The 20,694-nt window shown below is 64.8% G+C and carries 9 protein-coding genes; all 9 read right to left on the bottom strand.

From position 1 onward, the window contains the following. Positions 1-792: 792 nt before the first annotated feature. The 9 genes from KIH81_RS09960 to KIH81_RS09910 all read right to left on the bottom strand — a co-directional run bounded on the left by KIH81_RS09960 (position 793) and on the right by KIH81_RS09910 (position 20,621). The gene (locus KIH81_RS09960; protein WP_214305171.1) at positions 793-1,470 is read right to left on the bottom strand and encodes a DUF3800 domain-containing protein; all 678 of its coding nucleotides are present in this window, start codon (positions 1,468-1,470) and stop codon (positions 793-795) included. 165 nt (positions 1,471-1,635) lie between these two features. After that, a complete protein-coding gene (locus KIH81_RS09955) occupies positions 1,636-2,604 on the bottom strand; it encodes a sulfite exporter TauE/SafE family protein (RefSeq protein WP_214305170.1) in 969 nt (322 codons plus the stop codon). Between the two features lie 326 nt (positions 2,605-2,930). After that, complete coding sequence (gene pepN / locus KIH81_RS09950) at positions 2,931-5,540, bottom strand: aminopeptidase N (RefSeq protein ID WP_214305169.1); 2,610 nt, start codon at positions 5,538-5,540, stop codon at positions 2,931-2,933. 324 nt (positions 5,541-5,864) lie between these two features. Further along, positions 5,865-7,754, bottom strand: coding sequence for a ribonuclease J (locus KIH81_RS09945; RefSeq protein ID WP_109057514.1), 1,890 nt, complete (start codon positions 7,752-7,754; stop codon positions 5,865-5,867). Between the two features lie 64 nt (positions 7,755-7,818). Then, complete coding sequence (gene dapA, locus KIH81_RS09940) at positions 7,819-8,724, bottom strand: 4-hydroxy-tetrahydrodipicolinate synthase (protein ID WP_214305168.1); 906 nt, start codon at positions 8,722-8,724, stop codon at positions 7,819-7,821. A 245-nt stretch (positions 8,725-8,969) separates the two neighbouring features. Beyond that, complete coding sequence (dapB, locus tag KIH81_RS09935; protein ID WP_214305167.1) at positions 8,970-9,725, bottom strand: 4-hydroxy-tetrahydrodipicolinate reductase; 756 nt, start codon at positions 9,723-9,725, stop codon at positions 8,970-8,972. Positions 9,726-10,122: 397 nt separating this feature from the next. After that, entirely contained in the window at positions 10,123-11,349 is a 1,227-nt protein-coding gene (locus tag KIH81_RS09930) for an MFS transporter (RefSeq protein ID WP_236029508.1), read from the bottom strand. A gap of 516 nt (positions 11,350-11,865) precedes the next feature. Further along, positions 11,866-16,161, bottom strand: coding sequence for a UvrD-helicase domain-containing protein (locus tag KIH81_RS09915; RefSeq protein ID WP_236029505.1), 4,296 nt, complete (start codon positions 16,159-16,161; stop codon positions 11,866-11,868). Next, entirely contained in the window at positions 16,158-20,621 is a 4,464-nt protein-coding gene (locus KIH81_RS09910; RefSeq protein ID WP_214305165.1) for a PD-(D/E)XK nuclease family protein, read from the bottom strand. The genes KIH81_RS09915 and KIH81_RS09910 overlap by 4 nt, the downstream gene beginning before the upstream one ends. Positions 20,622-20,694: the final 73 nt, after the last annotated feature.

Below are 20,694 nucleotides of genomic sequence, written 5' to 3'. Positions count from 1 at the left end.
CATCCGCATGGCCTACGGCTTCCACCACGTCACCAACCTCATCAGCCTCGTCATGCTCAGATGCGGCGGACTCAACATCCAACTACCAACACCAGCAACCTAACCCACGAAAACAGCAGAAGCCTCCTTTTTCATTCTTTCTCCTTTTGGAGTTCTTTTCTCTACAGGTTGGATTTTGTGATTGATTGTTGGTAGACGAATTGGGGTTTTCGGATCAGAGCGACCTGTCGAGGCATCCCCGCCGAGACGGAGACCACGGGCGTCACTTCCCCGTTTTGGACTTGGACACCCCCTTTGCGAACGAGGTCGTCATTGGTTCGCTCATCGCTCCTCCCTTTGGGATGGTTGCCTTTGTTCAGCCATCTTCGGTTGTCCCGTGCGTCGTCATTGACGGTTCGGCGTGCGGCGCAGTGACCACGCTGGCCCGTATCACAAGACAAATTTCCGCCAACGTTTGCAAAACTGCAAATGCAAGCATATTTGCAGAAAGCGCTGAAAACACTTGCATTTCTGCATCATTGCAAACGTTTGCCTTGCGACGACTCCGATTGTACACCAGTTTTTATGCAAGCGTTGTCATAAGTGTTTTGCGCGTCATATCGTGGACATGTGCGATATAACCGGTCAGACGACCGACGTCACGGCAGACGGGGACTGCACATCATCAGCGCACGCCTCGCCTAACCGCATACCCCCTATCGGGAAGCTATCCCCTCCCAGCACCAACCGCGCAAGCTTTTTCGCTATACGGAGGCAACGTTACGCAAATGCCAACCCACAACCCGGCATTGTCTATCGTTCAAGTCTCATCCGCCTGATTTTCTTCAAGTAATTACGCTTGAACGCACCAATGCCGCCAAACATCTTTTCATCCGTCGCGGTCTCCTCATGATCATCGTATTTATGCGACGTAAGTTCCAACGCACAAATGCAATCAGCCACCTGAGCAAGCCTGTGTTCCTTTGGCGAACTATTACGATACTGCACCGCATTCTTCGATAGCGCATATGCAGCCGCCGCATGTATCGCATACGTCACTACTGATTGGCCTCCGTCATAATAGATTTTTACCTGTTCATAACGCTGAAACCAATCAAGATTGCGAAACAGAAAATCGACGATATCCTGCTTCATCCTCTTTTCCAAATCCTTGCTTCCGCGAAGATCTTTCTTGCGATACGCAAACGTGACATATGTAATCGGCAGATGCCATACGAAGGTGTAAAATGCCGTGAACAACTGCTTGCGTGTATTCATGGCATATGAAGCGTAATCATCATGCCCATTGAACAGCGGGCCGGCATGAAAAGGTATGTCCGGCAGTCCTCGTTCCAGCAACGCATGTTCATACAAATGAATGCATCGGTAAATATCCTCGTTTTGATCGTGAAACACTAAAGTCAGCAGATAATACTCGGAATTACCGTTCCGCGTGCCACTTTCATCCACGAAAATGCTGATATCCCCCATATCCGTCCCCTTCGGCGGAAAAAATGCCGGGGGAAACCCCCCGGCGCTTGGAGCCCCTGCCTTAACACAGGCAGATGGCTTTTTCTTTATAACACACTGAGGGCACTATTGCGAAGAAACGTCAACCTTAGCGTTGACGATGACTTCCACGGATGAACCGATGAATCAGTAGGTCTTGAGGGCGAGGTCCACGGTGAGGACGATGCCGGCGATGACGGCGGCGGCGCGCATAATGTTGGCGGGGATGCGGCGCGTGATGGGCGGGGCGATGTATCCGCCGATGAAGCAGCCGATGCACAGCATGATCGCAGCCGGCCAGTCAACCGCACCCTTGATGATGAAGACGACCGAGGCGCTGATGTTCGCGCCGGTGCCGATGAGGGTCTTCAGCGCGTTGATCTTGTGGAACGGGCCGATTTTGGCGGCGTCCAGCACGGCCAGCGCGCAGGTGCCGGCACCGGCGCCGAAGTAGCCGGAGTAGATGGCGACGGCCACCACGCCAAGCCAGACCCACCATGAGTCCTGGTTCATCGGCTGGACCGGCTGGTCGGACGGCTGGACGACCGGATGCGGATGGGCAGGGGCGGTCGCGGCGGACTTGGCGGCAATCGTATTGACTTTGTCGGCAGATGCGACAGCCGCACCAGACTTGCCGGACGCCCCGGTACCAGCAGCCTCGCCGGCCTTCGCACCAGACTCCGCGGACGTATCGCGCAGCTGTTCGGCGGCGTCGGCGGCGGCCTGCTTGGCCTGCATACGGCCGCGCGGATTGACGGCGATGATCAGCGAGCTGAACAGAATCAGCGCGGGGGCCGCGAATTCGAAGACGGACGGGTCGAGTTCCAGCAGCAGATACGCGCCGGCGATGCCGCCGATCGCGCCGATCGTGACGTACGTGATCACGCGCAGGGACTGCCCCTTGAGCTCACGCCGCGCACCCATCACACCGCCGATGCCGGTGCCCACCACACCCACGGTGTTGGAGGCGTTCGCCAGCACGGGCGGGATGCCGAACGCGAGCAGCGCCGGGTAGGAGACCAGCGAGGACGCGCCCACCGCATACCCCACGAATCCCGCACCGATGCCGGCCAGCAGGATCAGCAGCAACGAGACTATGGAAAAACCCGCAATCATCCCTTGACGTCCTCTCGAATGCTCACGTTGTGCGGCCGGCACGTCGTTGACTGTGGACGCGCGCCGGCCTTGACCTTGAGCGAGGATACGCCGTTAGGTGCGGATTGCGGGTTTTCTTTTGCTATGTGGACGGGGCCTGGGGCGAACTCCTCGGTACTACCCCTCAGTCAACCTGCGGTTGACAGCTCTGCAGCAATTACGGACGAACTACGTTCGCGTTTTGCTGGCTCGACTGTCGTCTCGCACATTGCCTACAAACAGCTCCGCTGTTTGCTTCACGGCAATGTCCTACAAGGGGAGCCGAGGTGAGGCACCTGCAGCGCCAATCAGAGGGCCGCGTTGTATTCGCGGACCTTGAGGGTGCGGTGGGAGGAGGCCACGTTTTCGACGATCAGGCGCTTCAGGGCGTTGTCGGCGTCGGCGTGGGAGGCGAGCCAGGCGTCGCCCAGCTCGGTCAGCGTGGCCGGGTCGGCGTAGCCCGGGTAGAGGCCGTTGAGCAGGGCCTCGGCCATGTGGTAGGTCTTGTTGGCCCAGATCCAGTCCACGGTCTCGAAGTACTTGGCGGCGAACGGCTCGGCCAGGTCCGGGCGCGGGGTGGCGGAGAAGCCACGGGCCACGGCCTCCAACTGGGCGTTGGTCAGCTCGGCGTTGTTGAGCGCCTCGTTCCAGGCCCATTCCTTGGCCTCGGCCAGGCCGCGCACGGCACGGGCGCCGAGCGCGAACTCGCGGTTCTCGGTGGTGTCGCGCTTGGCCAGCTGGGCGTCGATGTCGGCCTCGCCGAACTCGTTCACGGAGGCCAGCGCGTTGACGATGGTCCAGGTGAAGTTGTTGTCGATCTCAAGACCCGGCAGGCTCACGGTGCCGTCCAGCAGGCCGTGCGCGTTGGCGGCGAAGGCGGAATCGCCCTCCTCGCCGTAGCCCAGGTAGGCGGTGATGAGCTGGAACTGGGTGTCGGAACCGGCTTCGGCGGCGTTGGCGAGCTTCCACAGCTCGGCGGCCACGTGGCGCAGCACCTGCTCGCGGGCGGCGGGGGCCACGTAGTGGTGGGCGGTGGTGCTCATGCAGGCCAGCGCGTAACGGAAGGTGGTGGACTCGGTCTCGGTGGCCAGCAGGCGCAGGGTCATGTCCACGAAGCGCTCGGCCGGGAACTCGCCGTCGCGGGTCATGTCCCAGAAGGCGAGCCAGGTGACGGCGCGGGCCAGCGCATCGTCGAAGCGGTGCAGGTTGGCTTCGGCGAACGCGAGGGACTCGGCGTCGAAGCGGATCTTGGTGTAGGTCAGGTCCTCGTCGTTGACGAGCACGAACGCCGGGCGCTGCTTGCCCGCGGCCTCGGCGACGATGGTGGTCTCGCCGTCCACGTCCAGCTCCAGACGGTCGGTGCGCACGACCTTGCCGGTGGCCTCGTCCTCGTTGTAGAAGCCGATGGCCAGGCGGTGCGGGCGCAGGACCGGGTACTCGGCGGGCGCGGTCTGGGTGAGCTTGAGCTCGGCGATGGTGCCGTCGCCGTTCTCCTCGATGGCGGAGGCGATGGTGTTGATGCCGGACTGCTCCAGCCACTTGGCGCTCCAGGCCTTGAGGTCGCGGCCGGAGGTCTGGGCCAGTTCGTCGAGCAGGTCGGCGAGCGTGGCGTTGGAGTAGGAGTGCTTGATGAGGTAGTTGTGGATGCCCTCGAAGAACTGCTCGCGGCCCACGTAGAACGCCAGCTGCTTGAGGACGGAGGCGCCCTTGGCGTAGGTGATGCCGTCGAAGTTGACGTACGTGTCGTTGAGGTCGTTGATCGGGGCGACGATCGGGTGCGTGGTGGGCAGCTGGTCCTGACGCAGGGCCCAGCTCTTCTCGCCGGAGCAGAAGGTGGCCCAGGCGTCATGCCATTCGGTGGCCTCGGCGGTGGCGAGCGTGGAGGTGAACTCGGCGAAGGACTCGTTGAGCCACAGGTCGTTCCACCACTTCATGGTCACGTAGTCGCCGAACCACATGTGGGCGAGCTCGTGCAGCACGGTCACCACGCGGCGCTCGGCCAGGGCGTCGGTCACCTTGGACTCGAACACGTAGGAGTCGCGGATGGTGACCATGCCGATGTTCTCCATGGCGCCGGCGTTGTACTCCGGCACGTAGATCTGGTCGTACTTGGCGTACGGGTACGGCACGCCCCAGGTCTTGGCGTAGAACGCGAAGCCCTTCTTGGTGATGTCGAACAGGTAGTCCACGTCCTTGGCGAACGCCTCGGCCAGGGACTGGCGGCAGTACTGGGCCATCGGGATGGTGCGGCCGTCCTCGTTGTGGTACTCGGTGTGCCACTCGGCGTACGGACCGGCGCAGATGGCGGTCAGGTAGGAGCTCATCACCGGCGTGGTCTCGAAGGACCACAGGCGAGTGCTCTCGTTCGGCTTCTCGCCAAGGGTGCCGTCCAGGGTCTCGCGCGGGTCGGCCTCGACGGAGGCAGCCGGCATGTTGGAGGTCACGATCCAGCTTTCCGGGGCAAGCACCTTGAAGTCGAAGGTGGCCTTGAGATCGGGCTGGTCGAAGACGGCGTAGACGCGGCGGGCGTCCGGCACCTCGAACTGGGAGTACAGGTAGATGTTGCCGTCGGAGGGGTCAACGCTGCGGTGCAGGCCTTCGCCGGTGTTGGAGTAGCGGCACTTGGCGGTGACGGTGACCTCGTTCTTCTCCTTGAGGTCCGTCAGCTCGATGCGGTTGTCCACGAACGCGGTGGCCGGGTCGATGGCGCGGCCGTTGAGCTCGATGGAGGTCACTTCGTCGGCGATCAGGTCGAGGAAGGTCGAGGAACCGGGCTTGGCGTTGAAGCAGATCAGCGCTTTGGAGCCGAAGTTCTTCGGGCCGACCGTCAGATCGAGGTTGACGTGGTAATGAATCGGTGCCTCGACTACGGCCTTGCGCTCTTCGGCCTCGACGCGGGTGAGATTGGAACCGGGCATGCTGGTACTCCTTTACTCCTTGTGGTGGTCGTCCTGTGCCCCTGCAGACGGAATCGGCGCACAGTCCCGCGGGACCATTCCCCAGTCGGCTTCACCCGACGGCTCCCTGACAACCTGACAGGAAGAGCCGAGTAAGGGCCACGTCGATTCTCGTTTAGCAGCAGCGATATAAGTGCGTTTTCATGGTGATGGCCCGGTGACTTCCGGTGGCCGCGGGTTTTCGTTCCGCGGTTTCCGGGATTCGCCGGGCCTTCATAGGTCAGTTTTATCGGTGGTTGCTGTAGTTATCGCTTCCAGTGTAGTGCGTGTGCCGCGTTTGCGGAATCACTGCTTCTCCACCACGCTGGCGGCGTCCACGTCCTGCGCGAGATCGGCCACGACCGGCACGATCATCGGCTTGCGGTGGAGCTGGCGGGCCACCCAGCCGCCGATCGTGCGACGCATGATCTGCTGCAGCTTGTAGGTGTCCTTGGTGCCCTGCATCATCGCGTCGTTCAGCTGCTCGACGATCTGATGGCGGACCTTGTCGAACTCGCTTTCGTCCTCGGCCACGGCGTTCAGGTAGATCTTCGGGCCGGTGACCACCTCATGGGTCTCGGTGTCCACCACGATGAACGCGGAGACGAAGCCTTCGGTGCCCAGGATGCGGCGCTTCTCCAGCTCCTCGTCGGTGAGCTCGCCCACCGAGTCGCCGTCCACGTACACGTAGCCGCAGGGCACGGAGCCCACGACGGCGGCCTTGCCGTGGTAGAGATCCACCACGTCACCGTCCTCGGCCAGGACCACGTTCTGCGGGTCAACGCCGGTCTTGACGGCGATGAGGCCGTTGGCCACCAGGTGGCGGTTCTCGCCGTGGATAGGCATGGCGCACTTGGGCTTGACGATGTTGTACATGTACAGCAGCTCACCCTCGTTGCAGTGGCCGGAGACGTGGACCGCGGCGTTGTCGCGGTTGACCACCTTGGCGCCGAGCTGCACGAGCTTGTTGATGACCTTGTACACGCCGTGCTCGTTGCCCGGAATCAGGGAGCTGGCCAAAATCACGGTATCGAACTCGTTGATGTGGATGTCGCGGTGGTTGCCGTCGGCGATGCGGCCGAGGGCGGCCATCGGTTCGCCCTGGGAGCCGGTGCACATGTAGACGAGCTTGTCGTCCTGGATGTCATTGGCCTGCTTGAGGTCCACGACGGTTCCTTCGGGGATGTGCAGGTAGCCCAGATCGGCGGCGATGGACATGTTGCGCACCATGGAGCGGCCCACGAACACCACCTTGCGGCCGTACTTGTGGGCGGTGTCCACCACCTGCTGCACGCGGTGCACGTGCGAGGAGAAGCTGGCCACGATGATCTTGCGGCTGGCCTGCGCGAACGCCTGGTCCAGCGCCGGACCGATGGAGGTCTCCGGCTTGACGAAGCCCGGCACCTCGGCGTTGGTGGAATCCATCATGAGCAGATCCACACCCTTTTCGCCGATCTTGCCGAACTCCACCAGATCGGTGATCTTGTGGTCGAGCGGCAGCTGGTCGAGCTTGATGTCGCCGGTGTCGATGAGGGAGCCGGCCGGGGTCTTGACGTACACGGCCAGGGCGTCCGGGATCGAGTGGGTCACGGTGACGAACTCGAGGTCGAACGGGCCCACCTTGAGGCGGTCGCGGCCCTGCACCTCGACCTTGGTGGGGTTGATGTGGTGCTCCTTGCACTTGGCGTCCACGAAGGCGAGGGTCAGCTTGGAGCCGATCAGCGGGATGTCCGGGCGCAGCTTGAGCAGGTAGGGCACGCCACCGATGTGGTCCTCATGGCCATGGGTCAGGATGAGGGCGTCGACCTTGTCCAGACGGTTCTTGATGTAGCTGAAGTCCGGCAGGATGAGATCCACGCCGGGCTGCTCCTCCTCGGGGAAGAGCACGCCGCAGTCGATGAGCAGGAGGTGACCGTTGTATTCGATCACGTTCATGTTGCGGCCGATCTCGCCCAGGCCGCCGAGCGGCGTGATGCGCATGGAGCCCTTGCGGTACTTCGGCGGGGCGATCAGGACGGCGTCCTGCTGGGGCGCGGTCGCCGGCTGGTTCGCCGGCTTGCGGGACGCGGCGCCTCGGGAGGCGTTGCCACGGGACGAGGTGCGGGTGGTGCGGGTGGACGCACCATTGCTGTTGCGGCGCGCGGAACCACGGCGACGCGAATTGCTGTTTTTGCTGGTTTTCTTCTGTTCTGCCATATCCTGTTTGTTTTTCTTGTTGTGCCTCTGTTCGTCTTGCAGGGGCGACGGGTTTCAGCCCGTATTACAGCAAGCCGGCTGCTCGCATGCCCGCGGTGGCCTTTTCAAGCTGGTTGGCGTCGGGGCCGACGTTCGGCAGGCGCATGGTGGTGTTCGGGATGTATCCCTTGACCTTGAGCGCGGCCTTGGCCATGACGGCCTGGTAGCCGTCGCCGTTGAGCGCGTGGACGAGCGGGGCGAGCTGGTTGGCCAGGCGGCGCGCGGTGGTGATGTCGCCGCGGTCGAACGCCTGCACGAGCTGCTGCATGGGGTTGGAGGCGACGTGGGCGATCACGGAGATGATGCCGACGGCGCCGATGGAGAGGAACGGCAGGAACAGGCCGTCATCGCCGGAATACCAGGCGAGGCCGGTGCGCTGCTGCTTCTCCACTGCGGCAGCAAGATCGCCGGTGGCGTCCTTGACTGCCTTGACGTGTTCGAGTTCGGCCAGACGGTCGTACGTTTCGACCTTGACCTTGAGGCCGGTGCGGCCGGGGACATCGTAGACGATGATCGGCTTCTCGGCGGATCCGTCGACGGCCTTGTAGTGGCCGACGACGCCGTCCTGGGAGGGACGGGAATAGTAGGGCATGACGACGAGCACCGCGTCGGCGCCCGCCTCCTGGGTCTGCTCGACCATGCGCACGGTGTGGGCGGTGTCGTTGGAGCCGGCGCCTGAGATCACCGGAACGTCCACAACCTCCTTGACGGCGCGAACTAGGTCGACCTTCTCGTCCATGTGGGTCACGGGCGACTCACCGGTGGTGCCATTGACCACCAGACCGTCCGCGCCATCGGCCACGAGATGCTTGGCGAGCTGCTGTGCGGCCTCGAAATCAACGCTGCCGTCGGACTTCATGGGGGTGACCATAGCCGGCAGGATTCGGCCGAAAGGCGCAGGGTCAAGAAGATGCATGTCATGCTCGCTCATAGTGTTCACCGTACTTCCCGTTGTGGACGCTGCGCGAGACTGTGCGCAGCGTCCTGTTGATGGATGATTGCGTTTTGGTTGCGTGGTTATGGATTCCGTTATGCCGTGATTGGCGTGGGTGACATGGCCTTTTCCCGGCTCCCCTTGTCAGGGGAGCTGTCAGCAAAGCTGACTGAGGGGTAGTTCCGCGGGACCCATGTCGCTTCGGCCGAACGGAACCTTGTTCTGTATGTATTTTTAGGGCCTCACAGGTCGAGGAAGTTGGCGAGGCCGACCGTCAGGCCCGCGGGGGCGTCGCCGGCGAGCTTGCGCACGGCCAGCAGCACGCCGGGCATGAAGCTGGTGCGGTCGAAGCTGTCGGCGCGGATGGTCAGCTGCTCGCCGGCGTTGCCGAAGAGCACCTCCTCGTGGGCGTTGAGGCCGCGCAGGCGCACGGCGTGCACGTGGATGCCGTCGATCACCTGGCCGCGGGAGCCGCCGTCGGTTTCGGTGGCGTCCGGCACGGGGGCCATGCCGGCGGCCTTGCGCGCTTCGGCGATGCCGTGGGCGGTGTGGATGGCGGTGCCGGAGGGGGCGTCCACCTTGGTGGGGTGGTGCAGCTCGATGACCTCGGCGGATTCGAAGTACTTGGCGGCCTTGACGGCGAAGAAGTCGGCCAGCACGGCGGAGATGGCGAAGTTCGGGGCGATGAACACCTTCTGGGTCTCGGGCCGCGGGCCCTGGGCGATGGCGGCCTTGACCTGGGCGAGCTTCTCCTCGGTCCAGCCGGTGGTGCCCACCACGATGTCCACGCCCTGGCCGATCAGGGTGAGCACGTTGTTCAGGCTCACGCTTGGCACGGTGAACTCCACCACCACGTCCGTGTTGTCCGGGGTGATGGCGGTCAGGTCGTCGCCCGCGTCCAGCGCGAGCGCCAGCTGCGTGTCCTGCGCGTTGTTGACGGCTTCGACCACGTGCGAGCCCATACGGCCCTTGGCGCCGACCACAGATACCTTGATCACGTTGTTCTCCCCTTGCTGTCCGTTCCCGCCGGGTTGCCCGGCAGGTGCTGTTGCTGCCTGATTATTGGTTGCCGGTTGCATTCGGCTGTCCGCCTGTTTGGCTGTTCGACCGCCTCTCGGCATTCCCGCCGCGTTTCTGCCGCGGCACTGATCGGCACTCAGCCTATCACCCGCGTACGTTGCCGCCAACGGTTTGTCCGCGCTGTGTACATCGGGCTCCCCTCAGTCGGCTTCGCCGACAGCTCGTCCTGCAATTAAGGACGAACTTCGTTCGCGTTGTGCTGGCTCGACTGTCGTCTCGCACATCGCCTACAAACAGCTCCGCTGCTTGCTTCACGGCAATATCCTCAAAGAGGGGAGCCAGACTAACCGAAGTTCCAATCGGACGAGCTGCGTGCTACCGGCGTTTGGAGAGGCGCCAGCCGAGGAGGGCCAGGGGCACCGCGGCGAGTGTGAAGGCGAAGGGCAGCAGCATGCCCACATGCGGGTTGGCGGCGTCGAGCACGATGCCCGCCACGGACGAGCCGATGGACGTGCCCACCGTGCCGGCCGTGGTGACCCAGCTCAGGCCTTCGGTCAGCGATTCGGGCGGCACCAGGTCCTTGACGATGAGGTTGCCGGTGGCGAACAGCGGCGAAACGGTCAGGCCGGTCAGGATCTCGATGAGTCCCAGCAGGATGAGGTTGTCCATGGTGACGCGGAAGAAGAGGTATCCCACCGTGAGCAGCGCCAGGAACATCACCATGTGCCCCCAGTGCGAGCCCTTGAGCTGCCGAGATCCGAAGATCAGTGCGCCCACGCATGAACCGACCGCGAACATGGCCAGCTGCAGGCCCAGGAACGGTTCCAAGCCCATGCCCTTCATCGTGGCGGTAATCGACACGTCGAACGAGGTGAAGCTCATGTTGAACACGATGAACACCACGAGCAGCGGCAGCACGCCGCCGTACAGCAGCACGCTCTTGGGCTTGGCGCCGCTGCGCTTGAGTTGGCGCAGGGTGAGCTGGTCAGCCTCGCCGGACGTATTGCCGGAATCCGCCGTCGCTTGGGCCGTACCGGCCTGGGATCCGCCGGAGGCCGCACGCACCTCGATCTGTTCGATCATCACCGGCGGCTGGGTGGATTTGAGCGAGAGGAACACGGTGCCGCCGATGCCGCAAGCCAGCGTGGGCACGAACAGCTGCGAGACGGGATGCACCGAAGTGGCCAGCCATGCGGCCAGGATGGGGCCGAGGATGAATACGATCTCATCGATGGCGGCTTCCATGGCGTAGGCCGTGTTGAGCAGTTGCTCGCCGTCCTCCACGCCGCGCAGGGCATATGCCCAGCGGGTACGCACGAGCGCGCCGAAGGAGAACTGGGTCAGGCCCATGATGATGGCCAGGCCGAACAGCACGGGAATCGGCACGCGCACCAGCGCCGCGAACGCGAAGGACAGCATGGCGACCAATTGCACGGCGAGCGCGGTGCGCCCCACCCGGGCCTGGCCGAACCGGTCGAAGGCGCGGGCGTAGAACGGGGTGACGCAGGACATGGCGAGCACATAGACGGCGCTCATGGTGCCGGCGACGGTCCAGTTGTCGTAGATGTGGTTGAGTGCCAGCACGATGCCGAGGCTCATCATGGATATCGGCAGGCGTGCCACGGCGCCGGACAGGCAGAACGCCTTGGTGCCGGGCAGGGTGAACAGGCGCTGGTATGGCGAGTGGTGGGCGGCCGGGGACGGTTCGGCAGCCTGGGGCGACTTGACGACCGGCTGCGGCTTGCCGGCTTGCGTCGATTGCACGGCCTGCGCCAATTGCGTGTTCTGCGCTCCGTTCGCCTGCGGTTCGGCGGTCGGGCTCGGCTGGTCGGACTGGTGCGACTGCGTTGCCGTACGAGTCGTGGACATGGTTGTTCTACTCCTTACTGGGGTGTGTTCCGGCATGTGCGCCCGCCCACACATGCCATCCGAGGGTAGCGGTCCCCGAGCAACGTCACGCGGTGCGTTTCAACCGCGGACCCTGTCTGTCCTGCCTTGTCTGGTCCGCCCATCATGGGCGAACGGTCTTGCGTGTCCGTTCGGAACGGGCGGCGTGTTCGCCGTGCCTGTTCCAAGCCGACGGGCGAGGTGCGGACGGGGTCATGAACCTTTGCTGGTTCAGTCGTTGTCGGATTGTTCGGGGATGCCGGAGCTCAACTCGGTAAGGATCTCCTTTTCACTTTTCGCGCGGGCATGCAGCTCGCGCCGGCCCTCATCGGGTTCACTGACATAGTAGAGAGTGGCGTCGATGCTGTCCAATTCCACGCCTTCGACTGCGGCCAGCAGGAGCCGGTACATGTCGAGCTGGGCGAGTTTGCGCATCTCGTCCTCCGGTTTGACGGGTCTGTGGCCGGTTTTCCAGTCGACGACCGTATACCGTTTGGTGCCGTCCGCCGGGTCAAGGCCGCCCGCGAAGACCGCGTCCAGTTTGCCGTTGACCAGGCCGATGCCGGGCACGTCCACCACGATGGCCCGTTCCGCCCAGACCGGCGTGCGTTCGGCCCATCTCGATTCAGCCAGACGTTGCTGCCAGAGCCGGAGCTTGCCTTCCTGCGCGGATAGTCCGGCCGGATCGCCGGATTGATCAGGTGCGGTTGAATCGTCGGGTTGCGAGGCGTCGGGCGAATCGTCGGGTCGCGGGATGCTCCCGCCAAAGACCCTCCCGACGGTTCCGCCGCTTTCGCCGGGCCGGTCGCCGTTCCCGCCCGTCCAAGCCGCCAACGCACGGATCAGCTCTTCCCGTGTGACCGTGCCCTCACCATCGCCGACGGTTTCCTTGGCATCGCGAGAGAGCGCGGCCTGGTCCAGCCTTCCGGCGTTGACGAACTGCTCGGCCCAGGCGTGGAATCGCGTGCCGAGTTCGGCAGCCGGCGAGGAGACCCGCGGAATCGGGCGTATGATGCCGCGCCAGTAGGCGCGTTCCTCGCGCTCCCCCATGCCGCCCACGCGGGCCTGGAGGCTGGTCACGTTCTGACGGCCGGCGGTCAGGATGCGCTGCGCCTTGGCCTTGACGTCCCGGTCCAGATCGTCGCCCTCCAACGAGCCGGCCATCAGATCGGCATCGTTCACCAGCAGTTGGGCGCGTTGCAGCAGGGGTCCGGGGTCATGCGCGGAGGCATTCTCCGCAGCGACGACCTCGGCGTTTTCGGTGTCTTCAGGAATGGCACCGGCCGCCTGGGTCGCGGAAGCCGCTGCGCCATGGACGGAGATATCTGCTGGACGGTTGGATTCCCGCAGTTTCGTGTCCTCTGCATCCTTTGCCGCGCGTTTGATGAGCTTGCGGACCTGTTCGGTGCCGTTGGTCAGGCGGCGGACCGTCTTCGGGCTCAGTGAGGCCGGCCAAGTCAGGTCTTCAACCCGTTCGGATTGTTCGATGGGGGTGTTCCACGCTGCACCAACCACCGCTGCGCCGTATTCGGCGGCGTATTCGCCCACGAAGAAGCCTTCGGGCGGCGCTACCGGTTCGCCGTCCGTCGAGACCAGGGGCGAGCCACCCTTCTCCCCCGCATATGCTTCGATGCTCACTTCGGCGGCGACCACGCCGGTATGGGAGTGGAGCGCGTCATGCACTTCGAGCCAGAAATTGGAGGGGGACGAGGCCCTTGAGCCCTTGGACACCATGGCGGGGTCACGGCCGGGCTCCCCGGCGTGACGGCAGTAGGTCAGCAGCGCATCCTCCTTGGCACGGGTGAGCGCCACGTACATCAGGCGACGTTCATCGGCATGGAGACGGCGGCCGTATTCCTCGGTCTGGGTGAGATACCAGCCGGACGGATCCACCTCGTCCACGCCGTCACCGACCTTGCGCATGGAGCCGAAGGCCTCGTCATCGATGAGTTCCACATCGTCGAGAGCCTGCAGCGATGCGATGGGGTCCGCGTCCGGGTCGGCGTCATGCGGGAAACGCGGCAGGATGCCGGCGTCGGCGCGCATGGGGACGGGAACGGCCACCGGGTTGGTGAGCCATGAGTCGGCGGTCTCGTGGTATTCGGGGGCCGCCCATCGTCCCTGTTCGGTGCCTCCGGTGCGTTCCTCATCCGGCGTGACTTTGAGGTGGTCGCCCTGGTTGCTGGGGAATCCGCCCGCGGTGAGCCCGACCACGGCCACGGCGTTCCATTCCAGGCCCTTGGACTGGTGCACGGTCATGAGTTCCACGTCCACGGGCCCGTCCGGCAGGCTGGCGGCCTCGTCCTCCACCGAGGCCAGATGGTCCACCCACGTCATGAATCCCTGCAGGGTGGCGGTCTGGCCCATGGCGATCTCCTGCGTATAGGTGTCCACCAGATCCACGATGGCGTTCATGGGCATATGCGCCAGCGTGGGGTTGGCGGCATGTTGCGGATTGCGCAATGCTCCCGCCACCACGGTGTCGATGTCGAGATCCAATGCCTCGACGGCGGCGCGGATCACGTCCGCAAGCGGATGGCCGACCATGTGCTGGGTGCGGCGCAGCGCCTTGGCGGCGCGGGCAACCGCATGCCGTCCCGGTTCGCTCAATGCTTCGGTAAGGTGCTCCACGTCCGAGCGCAGCAGCAGATCGGGCAGGAACACGGCGTTGGCCACCTGATCGCGGTATTCGCGCACGACCGCCGCCCATTCGGCGTTGGGGGTATCCGGCTTGGCAAGCCCCGCCTGCACCAGGGCCTGGAACCGGCGTTCGGTGTTCCGTTCCTCCGCGGCCCGTGCCAGGGCGGTCAGGTCGGCCGCGGACATGGCGAACCTCGGCGTGGCGAGCAGCCGCATGAGGGAGGCCGTGTCGGTATGGTCGGCCGCCACGTGGAGCAGGGCCAGCAGATCGCGGATCTCCGGGCGTTCGAGCAGGGCGGAGTATCCCACCACGAACGTGGTCAGGCCGGCCCGTTCCAATGCCTCCTGGTATTCGGGCATACGCGATTTGGAGCGGAACAGCACGGCGACCGGGGCCTTCTCGTCCTGGGACTGGCCCTTGGGGTACACCCATCCGGGGTTCCACGGATCGTCCGAGGGCTTGCGGAACCGGCTGATGGCTGTCTTGCAGAAGCGCACCACCGCGTCGATCTCCTGACCGGCGGTCTCGAACCCGAGTATGCCCAACGTGCCCTCCGGAGCGTCGGGCATGGCATCCAGCGGCGAGACGTCCACTTCCCTCATGAGCGAGCTGGACGGGCGTTCGGGCCGCGAGCGCAACGGCAAGGTCAGGTCGTTGGCGGCTTCGAGCACGATGCGGCTGTTGCGCCGGGTCACGGTCAGCGGGAACGGCTTGGAGCCGGCCGGCATATGGAAGTCCCGTTGGAACATGCGGAAGGCGCCGGGGCTGGCTCCTCGCCATGCGTAGATGGATTGGAACGGGTCGCCCACGGCGTTGACGGCCGAGCTTTCGGCGTCGCCGGCGGCCGCACCAGCCGGCCGCATGCCGGACGCGCCAGCGGTCGCATTGTTCGTCGTATCGACGTGGAAAAGCGCGGCGAGCAGAGCGGCCTGCGTGGTGGAGGTGTCCTGGTATTCGTCCAGCAGCACGTGGCTGTACCGGCGGCGCATGCGTTCCCCGATGGAGAGGAATCGTTCGATGAGCTGGTATGCGGCCAACGTGAAGTCGGAGAATTCCGCCATATTGCGGGCCCGTTTGGCCTGGGCGTACGCCTCCACCAGTTTCAGCAGGATCTCGCGTTTGCGGGTCACGGTCAGCAGTTCGCCGCAATGGTAGACGCAGCGGGCGTGCAGTTGCCCGTTGCGCTCGTCCAGTTTGGCCTGCCAACTGGCATCCGTATCCTTTTTGGTGCGTTTGACGGTGACGATGCGCGGCTCGGCGTCAGGTATGGTCTCATCGCCGATGGCCTGTTCCAGCCGGTCGATGAAGGCGGTGTCCCATTGGCGTACCCGTTCGACGGCGTCCTCGAAGCTGGTGCAGCCGGAGCCGATCATGGCGCTGCCGATGGCACCGGACAGGGCCAGGACCTGGCCGGCGAGGGTGTTGAACGCACCGAAATCCTCGCCGAGGGCCAGATCCATGTGCTCATCGATCACTTCGGTGGCCAGCTGCAGGGCTCCTGCCTCGCTGAGGGGTTGGGTGTTCTGGTTGAAACCGACCAGCAGACCGTACTGGCGCACGATGGTCTGGAAGAAGGCGTCATAGGTGAAGACGGCGGGTTTGAGGAACGCGCGGTCGCCGGGCACGGCACTGGAGCCCGATTCTCCATCGTGCATCTCGCCGGCCACCGCCGCGGAGACACGTTCCAACAGTTCGCCCGCGGCCTTGCGGGTGAAGGTCAGGCCGAGGATACGTTCGGGGGCCACGCCGCGGTGGATGAGGGCGATGATGCGTTGGGTCATGGTGAAGGTCTTGCCGGAGCCGGCGCCGGCCACCACCAGCACGTCGGCATCCACCGGGGCGTCGATGATGGCGGCCTGTTCCTTGGTGGGGGTGAACGTACTCATGCTTGCCTCGTTTCGAATACGGTGTCGATCTGCCCCGCGCAGGCCGGGCAGATGTGCTTCATGCGGCAGAACGCCACATGCGTGGGCTGGGGATGGGCCGTGATCGCCTCGGACCGGCTGGCGGCGGCAGCGTAGAACACGCGGGCGATCATGGTCAGCGCCCACATCGCCTGCGTGCCGGCGAGGTTGGTGAACCGTTCCCAGTCTTCGCCGCTCACGCCTTCCGGCGGCGTGGAGGCATCGGGCCACGGCACGTCATAGAACGTGTCCGGGGATTTGTAGTGGAAGCGCGGCGTGAACGGCTCCTCGTTCAATGCGCCGTTTCGGAACAGCGGCGGTTGGAAGACGCCTTCCGGCGCGTAGCTTTGCGCCGGGGCGGTGTTCTGGGCGACGTGGAACAGTTCGCTTTGCGCGATGTACGGCATGGCGGCGAGCGCCTTGGCACCGCGCGCCCGTCCTTCGGGGAAGGTCAGTCCGAGCTGGTAGCACACCAACTGCAAATCGTTGAAGATCTGCTTGGTGGTGGGCACCTTGCCGGTTTTGTAGTCGATGAGGCGGATGCTCGTGCTGCCGTCCTCCTGTATACGGGTTTCCATGCGGTCGATGCGGCCGGACAGGCGCACGGTCAGGTCCTCGCTCATGCCTTGCGGCCAGCCTCCCACCAGCGCGCCCATGCATGCGAACAAGGTGGCTCGGTCGATGGGCCGAATGTCCTCCATGGCGTTGTATGCGGCGAGGATGTCGTTCAGGTCGAAGCGGGCGGCGAATTCCCGTTCGCAGTCGACGTGATCGAGTCGGCCGAGTCGTACGGCTTCGGCGTTCCTGCCCAAATAGGAGGAGGGGCTGCCGTTGCCGGCCACGAAATAGTCGGCGATGTTGGCCAGCATGTCCGCGGCGGAGTCGTCCTTGCGCATGGCGGCGTACCGATCGCGCGTATCGGCGATGGACTCGGGATCCGAGCGTTTCTCCTGATAGATGGCGTCCAGTCGTGCGGCGACCGCGGCGATGCGCTGACTTGGCGTGGATGAGCCGTCCAGCCCCAGGGTCTCCATGAATTCGGAATGCTCGTCCAGCCGGTCCAGCCCTTCCTCGCTACCTTGTTGGGCGACCGCGTGGATGAGCGTGCCGAAACCGGTGGCCACCGACCCCGGACGGGGGCCAGCGAAACGGTTTTCCAGCATCCAGCAGACCGGGCAGGCCCACAGGTTGTCCACGGCGGACGGGGACAGCGTGGCCATGGGGCAATGTCCGTCGCCATCATCCGCAACCGCATCGTCGGCCGTGACGCCATCGTTCTTGGCGACATCATTGGCCGTAGCAGCGGCATTATCCATGGAAACGCCGCCCACGCCGGTCTCGTTTCCCTCACCCCCAGGCGACGTCACGTCATCATGCGGCGGCATGAAGGCCCAGTCATCCGGGTCAGCGGAGGCGATGCCGTGTTCGGCGAGCAGGGCCAGCGTTTTCATGGCATCCCGAGCCTCCGGCGACTCCGGTTCGGCCGTGGTCAGCATCACGCGGGCGGCGGTCACCAGTCCACGCGCGTCCGCATCCAGTCCCGCGAACTCATGCCGGGTCTCGGAGGTCTCGCCGCCCACGGCCGTGAACCGTGCCTGCGCCCTGTTGCGCGGGTAATGCTCCGGCAGGTACCCGAAGAGGAAGTCCGAAGGGGTGGCGTCGTCATTCCATACCGCACTGACGGTGACGTTGCGCGAGGCGCGGGTCAGCGCCACGAGGAGACTTTTCTTCTCGCTGGAGAGGACGGCGGCCAGCCGCGGGTCATGCCCCGGTTCGGCAGGTTGGCGGGCGCCGTCATGCAGTACCAGGTCGGCGAGGTCCTCACCGCCGAACAGGGTGTTGCGTCCGGCGAGGTTGGGCCAGACGTCCTGTTGGATCACCGGCAGCCAGACATACCGCCAATGGCGGCCCGCAGCGCCCGCCGGAGTGGTGAGCGTCAGGGCGTCCTCCACCGGCCCGATGTGCGCCAGCGAATCGGCCTGCACCTCCATGCCGCGCACCTGCGCCATGAATCCGGCGATGTCCCTGTCGGCGGTGGAGTCCTCGGCGAACTGGAACAGGCGCATGGCCGCATCGAGCCGGTCATTGGCGGCGCGCCCGTCATCGGTGTTCTCCAATGCCGCGCGCTGCCATACCGGAGCGACCCCTGCGGCGTTCCATGCGAGGGACAGCACATAGGACGGACGGCGGCGCTGATCGGGCGGCAATCGCAGCAATCCGTGATTGACGACATCCACCAGCGTCCACAGGCGGTCGAACGCCCGGGCTTGGGGGTCCTTGCCCAGCACCTCGCCGACGGCCTCGATGACGGCATCCGACGGTGCCTGCGGCGCGTCAAATGCGAGCATCACGAACAGCGCATCGGCACCGAAGGCCAGATCACCGTCCGATGGGCCGTGGATGACGCTGTCATCCACCGTCACGCTGCCCGCCTGTGTTTCACGAGACGTTTCACGGCTTGCGCCACCATCACAATGCGTTTCACGGTATGTTTCACGCAGTGTCTGCCAGGCTGCCGCCAGCCCGGACAGCATGGTGTCCTCTCCGGCGAGCGCCGACAATGATTCCAATGCCTCCAGCGCCGATTCGATGGGTGCCAGACGGGCCGGGCCGCCGGTGCCGGGTTTGGCCCCGACGGTCAGCAGCGGACTGTTCACCACCGCCGTGACCCGCGCACGCACATATGAGGCGATCTCGCCAAGGCTCATCCGGCAATCGGCGATGCCCTCATGACGAAGCAGTGCCAGCTCGGTCAGAGCGAACAATCCCTGCACGAAGGATTCGTCCTTCAGCGGGCGGGTGACCGACGAGTACCGCACCGGCACGCCATCGCGGCGCAGCCGTTCCCCGTAGAGACGGACGGTGGCGTTGTCATGCGCGATGACCGCCATGTCGTTCCAGCGCACCTGACGGTCCAGATGCGCGCGTTTGATGCGCCAGACCACGTCGTCCAGCTCCTCGCGGGGTGAACGGTACAGTTCGGCGGACAGCGTGGAATCGGTCGGAACGGCATCGGCTCCGCCGCCGTCCGCAGCGCTTTTGGTATCACCAGAGGAATCGGCGAGGCCTGTCCGCAAAGCGCATGTCAGCTTCTCTGGCCTTTTGGCCAGTGGCAGCGGCTCCTCTTCCGGCGAGGGAATCGACAGCGAGACGCGGGATGCGGCCACGGCCGCCCTGGCACCGGAACGCCAGGCCTCGGGGATATCCGATGCGCCGGGATCGGCAGCTTCCCCACCGGATTCCGGAAGACCATCCTTCTCGGCGATGGCGGAGGTCCACTCCGATATGTCCCGGACGGACGGGAGAAGTCCTGTGCCCGAGGCACGGGTCAATGCCATCTCGACGGCATGCAATGGCCCGTTCACGATGCGCCGCATAAGGTATTCGGGGTATGAGCCGCGGAAGGTCTGCACGGCCTCATCCGGGTTTCCCACCAGCACCAGCTTCACACCGGCCCTGCCGAGCTCCTCGAGGAATCGGATTCCCGCCAACGTGGTGTCCTGGACGTCGTCGACCACCAGCAGTTCGGGAACGTCAAGCGACCGCAACCATGAATCGGCCTGCCCGCGAACCGCTGCGGAGGCACCGGATTCCGGCTCATCGCCGGATGGGGTCTTCCCCTCCCCGGCATGCGCGGCAACCATGTCATGCACCGCGCGGGCGCCGGCCACCAGAAGATAGGAGGCGTCCAAACGGTATTGGCCCGGATATGCCTCACCTTGCGCGGCGATATATTCACGCCGCAACGCGAATGCCAGACTCCATTGGACGCTCAGTCTCGCATCGGCCGCGGCGGCGCCCAGCAGGCGAGGTTCCTCCGCCGCCCCGATGCCGAGTTCGTCCAAACGGGCGAGCATGTCTCGCAACTGGCCGATGAAAGCATCCGAAATGCCTTGCGCGAAGGTGTTCGCGCTGGTGGAGCCCGCGCCCGAGTCCCCCGAACCGGCGGAACCCCCTTGCACGGACACCTCCGCCGCGGCTTCATGGACCAGCCCGGCCCAGTCGTTCTGGGCGAAGTACCCGCGCAGCAGCGCGCAGGTGGCGCAATCGTCTCCGGATACGGCATGCCCCACATGCACGGCCATGACCTGCCGCAACAAGGCATCCTGCTCGGCGCCGTTGAGCAGCCTCGGGGCCACGAGCCCCTCGCCCCTGCGCGCGGCCGATATGGCGCGGAAGGCCACCGCGCCCAATGTGGTGACCGGCCTGGCCTGCCCGGAAGCCCCCAAATCACGGACCACGCGGTTGCCCAAGGCGTCGGCGGCGACACGACCGGATACGGCCATCACCGCGCCGGCGGTGCCGTAACGGCGCAGGCCGTCCTCCAACACGGCGAGCGCGAACTCGGTCTTGCCCGAACAGGGCGCACCGATCACCAGCCTTGCCGCGCCGTCGCGGTCAAGGCCGTCCAGCAGGTCCGAAGCATGCAATCCGTCAGTCATGGCTCAAGCCTAACCCCGGTTTTTGGGGAGGGAAAAATTTTACCGCCCGCAATATTCGGCGGTATCGTCGGCT

It is taken from the genome of Bifidobacterium miconisargentati (genome assembly GCF_019331675.1).
GTDB classification, from domain to species: domain Bacteria; phylum Actinomycetota; class Actinomycetes; order Actinomycetales; family Bifidobacteriaceae; genus Bifidobacterium; species Bifidobacterium miconisargentati.
The sequence above is the reverse complement of the archived record's forward strand: the minus strand, read 5'-3'. Positions and strand labels throughout refer to the sequence as shown.

Coding starts and splice junctions, on each gene's coding strand:
- KIH81_RS09960 (WP_214305171.1), bottom strand. CDS start 1,470: ATGGGGGATATCAGCATTTTCGTGGATGAAAGTGGCACGCGGAACGGT.
- KIH81_RS09955 (WP_214305170.1), bottom strand. CDS start 2,604: ATGATTGCGGGTTTTTCCATAGTCTCGTTGCTGCTGATCCTGCTGGCC.
- pepN (WP_214305169.1), bottom strand. CDS start 5,540: ATGCCCGGTTCCAATCTCACCCGCGTCGAGGCCGAAGAGCGCAAGGCC.
- KIH81_RS09945 (WP_109057514.1), bottom strand. CDS start 7,754: ATGGCAGAACAGAAGAAAACCAGCAAAAACAGCAATTCGCGTCGCCGT.
- dapA (WP_214305168.1), bottom strand. CDS start 8,724: ATGAGCGAGCATGACATGCATCTTCTTGACCCTGCGCCTTTCGGCCGA.
- KIH81_RS09930 (WP_236029508.1), bottom strand. CDS start 11,349: ATGATGAGCCTCGGCATCGTGCTGGCACTCAACCACATCTACGACAAC.
- KIH81_RS09915 (WP_236029505.1), bottom strand. CDS start 16,161: ATGAGTACGTTCACCCCCACCAAGGAACAGGCCGCCATCATCGACGCC.
- KIH81_RS09910 (WP_214305165.1), bottom strand. CDS start 20,621: ATGACTGACGGATTGCATGCTTCGGACCTGCTGGACGGCCTTGACCGC.